This is a genomic window from Cupriavidus sp. 8B, from assembly GCF_054589115.1.
Genome location: NZ_BAAILO010000196.1, coordinates 77,154 through 83,468, shown reverse-complemented (window position 1 = coordinate 83,468; position 6,315 = coordinate 77,154). Strand labels below are relative to the sequence as shown.

The window sequence follows — 6,315 nt, the reverse complement described above, 5'->3', positions numbered from 1 at the left end:
TCGTGCCGTATGGCGCCGGCGGCGCCGCCGACGCATTGATGCGGCCCATCGCCGAGCGGCTCGGCGCCATGTGGAAGCAGCCCGTGGTGATCGACAACCGCGCCGGCGCCAACGGCATCATCGCCACGCAGTTCGTCACGCGGGCGGCGCCCGACGGCTACACGCTGTTGCTGTGCCTGACCGGCATCGTCCAGAACCAGAGTCTCTACAAGAAGCTGCCCTACGACCCGTTCAAGGACCTGCTCGCCATCACCCAGGTCGGCACCCAGCCCATGGGCCTGGCGGTCACCCCCGGCAGCCCCTACCGCACGATGCCTGCGCTGCTGGATGCGGCAAGGGCCGCGCCCGCGAAGTTCTCGTATGGGTCCTTCGGCACGGGTTCCACCGGGCATATCTATGGCGAGTTGCTTCGCAGCAGCGCCCGCCTGCAGATTCCCCATGTCCCTTACAAGGGCGAAGGGCCGATGCTGCCAGATCTGATCTCCGATCGCATCCAGCTCGGCTTTGTCTCGGCATCGACTGCCGCCACGCGATCCCAGGACAAGTCTCTGCGCATCCTGGCCGTGACCGGGCCGCATCGCCTGGGCGTGCTGCCCGACGTGCCCACGTTCGCCGAACTGGGCTACAAGGGCTTCGAGCCGGTGGGCTGGTACGGGCTGCTCGCGCCGGCGGGCACGCCCCGGCAGATCGTCGATAAGGTCTCCGCCGATGTGAAAAGGGTGCTGGCGCAGCCAGCGATCGTGGCCAGGATGCGCGACCTCGCCATCGAGCCGACCGGGACAACGCCCGAGGCATTCGCCAAGCTGATGCGCACCGACTACGCGAAATGGGACAGCCTCATCAAGGCCTTCAAGATCGAGCTGGACTAGCCCAACTACTCGCCTCTCACTCCCACCTGAATCGATAACGAACATGATCTCACTACAAGAACCCAGGCTGCTGAACCCCCTGTGCCTGATCGGCGGCGAATGGTGCCACGCCGACACCCAGGAGACCTTCGTAGTCCGTAACCCCGCGACAGGCGATGTACTGGCGCGCGTCCCCACGGCCGGCCAGCAAGAGACGCAGCGCGCCATCGCGGCCGCCGAGCAAGCGCTGCCAGCCTGGCGCAAGCGCCCGGCCGGGGAACGCGCAGCCCTGGTGCGCGCCTGGCACGACCTGATCCTCGACCATGCCGAAGACCTCGCGCGGCTGCTCACCGCGGAGCAAGGCAAGCCCCTAGCCGATGCGCGTGGCGAGGTAGCCTATGCCGCCTCCTTCGTCGACTGGTTCGCCGAAGAGGCGCGCCGCGTCTACGGTGACGTGATTCCGAGCCCGGCCGGCGACCGCCGCATCATGGCGCTCAAGGAGCCGGTCGGCGTATGTGCGGCTATCACACCGTGGAATTTTCCCTATGCCATGGTGACCCGCAAGGCCGCCGCGGCCCTTGCCGCCGGCTGCACGATGGTGCTCAAGCCGGCAGAACAAACGCCCTTGTGCGCGCTCGCGCTTGGCGTGCTGGCCGAACGCGCCGGCATACCGGCGGGCGTGCTCAATATCGTGACCGGCGACCCGGTGGCGATTGGCAAGGTCATGACGCAAAGCCCCGTGGTACGCAAGATCAGCTTCACTGGTTCCACCGAAGTGGGCCGCTTGCTGATGCGGCAATCGGCAGACACGGTGAAGAAGCTGTCGCTTGAACTCGGCGGTAACGCGCCCTTTATCGTCTTCGACGATGCCGACCTAGATGAAGCGGTGGCCGGGCTGATGGTCGCAAAGTACCGCAACGCAGGACAGGCCTGCATTGCGGCCAACCGGATCTACGTGCAGAGCGGCGTGTACGAAGCCTTCGCGGCGAAACTTGTGGCAGCGGTGAGCGAACTCAACGTGGGCCACGGCGACCGGCCGGGCATCGATATCGGCCCTCTGATTGATCACGATGCGGTCGCCAAGATCGAGAAACACGTCGAAGACGCACGGCGCCTGGGCGCCCGCGTGTTGCACGGCGGGCAGCGTCATGCACTCGGCGGCACCTTCTTCGAGCCGACCGTGGTGGCAGACGCCACCGCCAACATGGCGCTTGCCACGGAGGAAACGTTCGGCCCGCTCGCGCCACTCTTCCGCTTCGAGGACGACGCGCAGGCCATCGCTGCCGCAAACGCCGTCGAGTTTGGCCTGGGTGCCTACCTGTACAGCCGAGATATCGGCCGGATCTGGCGGGCCATCGATGCGCTGGAGGTGGGCATGGTGGGCGTCAACAGCGGCCTCATTTCCACGGCGGTGGCCCCGTTTGGCGGCGTGAAGCAATCCGGCCTGGGACGCGAAGGCTCCAAGTACGGGATCGAAGAATACCTGGTGGTGAAGTACGTGTGCCTTGGCGGCCTGTCTACCTGAGGCTTAGGAGCAGTGCCGCTAACCCAATCACGAAGGAAATGATGCGCAAGACTACCCTGATCCTCGCCATGCTTGCCGCTGCCTGCGGATCGGCGCTCGCCGATCCTGGTGCACCACTCTACAAGTCGCCGATCCCGGACGCCATGAATGTGCGGTTCGTGGAGAACCACATTGTCGTCGACCGCCCCGCGAAAGACGTCTTTGACTGGGTCACCACGTGGGGCAATCTGCCCAGGTGGCTGCCCGTCGCGCAGGAAGTTAAAGCCCTGAAAGGCCCGCTGGACAAGCCGTCCCAACTGAGCGATGTCCTGGTCGAACTGGTCGATCCGGCCAGGACCAACGGTGTGAGCAAGCAGTACACCGTTGTTGCCCACGTCGACGGATTGCTCTGGACGGTCGCGGGCCAAGACCTGGTCGACGGCAAGCCGAACCCGCGCGTGCAGTATGTCGCGACCTTCCTGGTCACGCCGCTGCAGGATGGCCGCAGCCTATTTGTGCGGCAGTTCCAGCTGGTTCGGCCGGATATCTCGAATCCTGCCGAGCGCCGTCCGGTTGACGATCCGGAGGTCATCCAACGCGGTCTGGTGAACCTGAAGCGGGCGGTGGAGGCAGCTTTGCCGCGCAGCTAGAGCTCCCTGCTCACTCCGGCTTGATGCCAGCCTCACGAATCACCCTCCGGGAAGAAAAGGCGCGGCGGGAGAAGGAAGGGTGTGGCTTGCGAGCGGCCAAGCGGCATTGGATAGGTGCCGAGTTCCCGACATCGATGCGTTCTCATAGCGCACGCGCAAGGCTGTACGACATCCACTGTCGTACAGCCACTGAAGCCAACTCCACTGGGGATGTAGGAACGGCACGGAATCGGCGGGAAGGCCGCCACCGTGGAGCAAGCCCACTCGAAGCAGGATGTGATTCGGTATAACTCCGGTCCGAAACTCCCGCGAAATACATTCACGTTCGTGAAAGAACACGCTTCCCCCACGCCCGGAAAATCATCCCACCGATGCTGAGAGCCCGTCCGCCCCCTCCCCCGGCAGGTAGCTTGTGCTGCCAAACCCCGGTTCAAGGCTCGCCAGGGACATTCAGCACGCTCACCGTCCGTCTTCCCGGAGCGTGAGCGATCGCGCGTTCCCTGCGGCGTACCTTGTTGGCAACGCCAGGGGGTTACCGCGCCTCACCCGACAACGGGCATCCAGCCTGCTGCGGGCCCATCCTGATACGCACGACCCAACGCCCCAATGGAAAGGGAATCCTGCGTGAAGATTCATTTGCCCCATCGCTTTAGATCGCCGGGCCCTTCCACTGCGCCGTCCTTTCTTGTGCAGCGCAAAAGAAAAAGCCCTCAGCCGGGTAGGCAAAGGGCCGAACGTCCAATGAAAAAATCGGGCAGCCATCGCAGGATACCCGGCTTTGAGTATCCTCCCATTTGCCGCAGCAGACAACCTAGGCACGGGCCCGGGCTACGGCGTCGCTGCTTCGAACGTCATCATCCACGACAATGGGTCGATCCGTAGTTCGCGGGCACTCACGCGGCCAGCATGCAACAAACTGAAAATTGCAGCGCGCACGAGCACAGGGTCACCTCTGGAGAACTCGCGCTCGATGGTGAGCAGCGGTTGTGGACTGGCGACGAAGCGCTCGACCGCGTCGAGCAGCGACACCGGCACGAGACCTCGTGTAGCTACGATACTGGGCAGCATGCGCAGCCAGTTGTCGATCCAGATGCGTGATGCTGCCAGCTTGGACGCGTCGACCAATGCGCGCATGCCTCATATCGTCGTACACAATGGCACGGCCTACCTCGCCGGCGCCGTTGCAGCCAATCTCGATGGAGACATCGCGGATCAGACCCGCGAAGCCCTGGCGGACATCGCCGCCTCGCTGACGCGAGTGGGAAGCGACAAGACGCGGCTGCTGAGCGCGCAGAGCTGGTTGAGACATATCCAGCGAGATTTCGATGCCATGAATGCGGTTTGGGAATCCTGGCTCCCTGCTGGTTGCGCCCCGTCACGCGCTACCTGCGAAGCGCGAATGGCGGCACCCGGAATTCTCGTCGAAATCATCGTCACGGCAGCCATTTGAAATTGCGACAGTCAACTTGCCTGGCTTTCGAACGCATAAGCAAGTGCGATATCCTCATTTCACATCCTGAAGCCCAGCGCCTACCATATGCACCCTACCTAGCGGCGCAGCGCGTTGCGGATGCTCGAAATCCTTAACCGCACGCTCGCCGAAAACCGGGGAGCGTCGATTTACGCGACGCCCCTTTTGGAGCCGCCAAAACGCTCCTTGTGGAACTTCGCGTTTGTTGCCTCCCACCAGATTCATTCCATGACGAATGAAAGACAAATGCGGCTGGGGTCGCCGTCGGCAATGGCGCGCAAGTGGCCGACGTGCTGGAAACCTAGTTCCATCAAGGTGCAGCCGACGGCTTCAATATCATGCTGCCCTACTTTCCCTGGGCCTTCGACGAGTTTATTGCGCAAGTTGTGCCTATCCTCCAGGCGCGCGGGCTGTTTCGCCGAGCGTATGAGGGCCACGCGCTGCGCGAACACCTTGGGCTGCCGATGCCGCACTCATTAGACCTGCTAATGGGTTTTGATGGGTGATTTAATGGTCTCAGGTAGGTACCTTCATTAGAGTGAAACAAAGCGCGGCATTGTTCTTGCGTGCATGCACTGCCGCAGTGACCCTTCGAGGGTGAGGCGAGCTTCGCCCGCCACCAACATGTCGTACGCCAGCATCAATCGCTGGAAGCGGCGCGACCGGGCTTTCCAAATGCACGCCGGGCTGGAGACCAGAAGGGACTGGCCTTCAGCGTCGCCGGCGAACGCCATCCCCCCCCCTGCGGCAGACGTCGCTGCAAAATATCTAGAGGCTTCTCATGGGCATCATTGGTAATTGGCTGGCTAGCGACGAGGGTCCCTCGCGCACCAGCGGACAACTTCGCGTCGGCTCAATGGCCTCCGGCATGGAAGTCACGCTGCCCTATGTGGCCCTGCGCGGCGCGCGGCCGGGCCGCACTTTATGGCTGCACGGCCAAGTGCACGGCGATGAGATCAACGGAATGGTGGCTGCCTTGCGCTTCGCGCGCAGCCTCCAGCCCGAGACCATGAGCGGGAACCTGGTGGTCACGCCGACGGGCAATCCGCAGGCACTGGACGCGCGCCGCAAGCGCAACCCATATGACGAACTGGACCTGGACCAAAGCTACCCGGGCAGCGCCAGTGGCTTGATCACGGAGCGCCTGGCCCACGCCCTCTTCGAGGAGGTTCGCGGCGTCGCCGATGTGCTGATCAACCTGCACACCATGAATCCGCTGTTCGACGCCCGGCCCTACACGGTGTACAAGGTCCACGCCGAAAGCAGCGTGAGCGAGGCCGAGGTGCTGGCCGCGATGGCACCGTTCTACCCGCACGTCGCCTGCCGCCAGGACGTGGGTGGGAAAGGGGAGCTGCCAGGCAATATCGCCGGTGCGCTTGACTACCAGTGCCTCGCCGCCGGCATCTGCGCCTTCATGCTCGAACTAGGCAGCGGCAGCCGCCTCGAGGCGGAAACAGTAGCGCTGGCCGAGCGCGGCTTCAGCACGCTCGCCCAGCAGATGGGCATCCTCGCCGGGCCACCCCAGCCCGCAGCTACATCGCTTCGGCGCGTCACGCGACGCGGCTGGATCACCGCCGACGAGGGTGGACTCTTCATTCCCACGACACGCGCCGGCGAACGCGTGAGCGAAGGGATGTCGATTGGCGATCTGTTGCGCCTGGACGGCCAGCAGACCGCCGTGCGCGCCGTCACGCGAGATGGCGTGTTGATCGGTCTGCGCAGCGACCCCGTCGTGCATACCGGCGAACGACTCGCCTTTGTCGCCTGGGAGTGGGACACGGTGCCCCTCGCATGAACGCCGCCTGAGATCGGCCTGCCCATCATCGATCTTCCCTGCCTCGC

At 64.0% G+C, this 6,315-nt stretch carries 7 protein-coding genes; 5 read left to right on the top strand and 2 right to left on the bottom strand.

Annotated features, from left to right (window positions below; translation table 11 throughout):
- From ACYP5B_RS19320 to ACYP5B_RS19310, 3 genes are all read left to right on the top strand, one after another.
- A partial coding sequence (locus ACYP5B_RS19320) for a tripartite tricarboxylate transporter substrate binding protein (RefSeq protein WP_459570780.1) occupies nt 1–869 on the top strand: 869 nt, incomplete at its 5' end.
- A 43-nt stretch (nt 870–912) separates the two neighbouring features.
- Complete coding sequence (locus ACYP5B_RS19315; protein ID WP_459570778.1) at nt 913–2,373, top strand: NAD-dependent succinate-semialdehyde dehydrogenase; 1,461 nt, start codon at nt 913–915, stop codon at nt 2,371–2,373.
- Nucleotides 2,374–2,411: 38 nt separating this feature from the next.
- Nucleotides 2,412–3,002, top strand: a complete 591-nt coding sequence (locus ACYP5B_RS19310) for an SRPBCC family protein (protein WP_459570777.1) — start codon at nt 2,412–2,414, stop codon at nt 3,000–3,002.
- A gap of 828 nt (nt 3,003–3,830) precedes the next feature.
- On the opposite strand, the gene ACYP5B_RS19305 is transcribed toward ACYP5B_RS19310, so the two are convergent.
- Nucleotides 3,831–4,136, bottom strand: coding sequence for a hypothetical protein (locus ACYP5B_RS19305; RefSeq protein ID WP_459570776.1), 306 nt, complete (start codon nt 4,134–4,136; stop codon nt 3,831–3,833).
- On the opposite strand from ACYP5B_RS19305, the gene ACYP5B_RS19300 reads away from it, so the two are divergent.
- Nucleotides 4,135–4,452 (top strand): RidA family protein, encoded by a 318-nt coding sequence (locus ACYP5B_RS19300; RefSeq protein WP_459570774.1) that lies wholly within the window; start codon nt 4,135–4,137, stop codon nt 4,450–4,452. The genes ACYP5B_RS19305 and ACYP5B_RS19300 overlap by 2 nt on opposite strands.
- A gap of 242 nt (nt 4,453–4,694) precedes the next feature.
- Here ACYP5B_RS19300 and ACYP5B_RS19295 read toward each other — a convergent pair whose 3' ends face one another.
- Nucleotides 4,695–4,856 (bottom strand): hypothetical protein, encoded by a 162-nt coding sequence (locus ACYP5B_RS19295; protein WP_459570773.1) that lies wholly within the window; start codon nt 4,854–4,856, stop codon nt 4,695–4,697.
- A gap of 398 nt (nt 4,857–5,254) precedes the next feature.
- Here ACYP5B_RS19295 and ACYP5B_RS19290 point away from each other — a divergent pair, with 398 nt between their 5' ends.
- Nucleotides 5,255–6,268 (top strand): M14 family metallopeptidase, encoded by a 1,014-nt coding sequence (locus ACYP5B_RS19290; RefSeq protein WP_459570772.1) that lies wholly within the window; start codon nt 5,255–5,257, stop codon nt 6,266–6,268.
- Nucleotides 6,269–6,315: the final 47 nt, after the last annotated feature.

Coding starts and splice junctions, on each gene's coding strand:
- ACYP5B_RS19315 (WP_459570778.1), top strand. CDS start 913: ATGATCTCACTACAAGAACCCAGGCTGCTGAACCCCCTGTGCCTGATC.
- ACYP5B_RS19305 (WP_459570776.1), bottom strand. CDS start 4,136: ATGCGCGCATTGGTCGACGCGTCCAAGCTGGCAGCATCACGCATCTGG.
- ACYP5B_RS19310 (WP_459570777.1), top strand. CDS start 2,412: ATGATGCGCAAGACTACCCTGATCCTCGCCATGCTTGCCGCTGCCTGC.
- ACYP5B_RS19300 (WP_459570774.1), top strand. CDS start 4,135: ATGCCTCATATCGTCGTACACAATGGCACGGCCTACCTCGCCGGCGCC.
- ACYP5B_RS19290 (WP_459570772.1), top strand. CDS start 5,255: ATGGGCATCATTGGTAATTGGCTGGCTAGCGACGAGGGTCCCTCGCGC.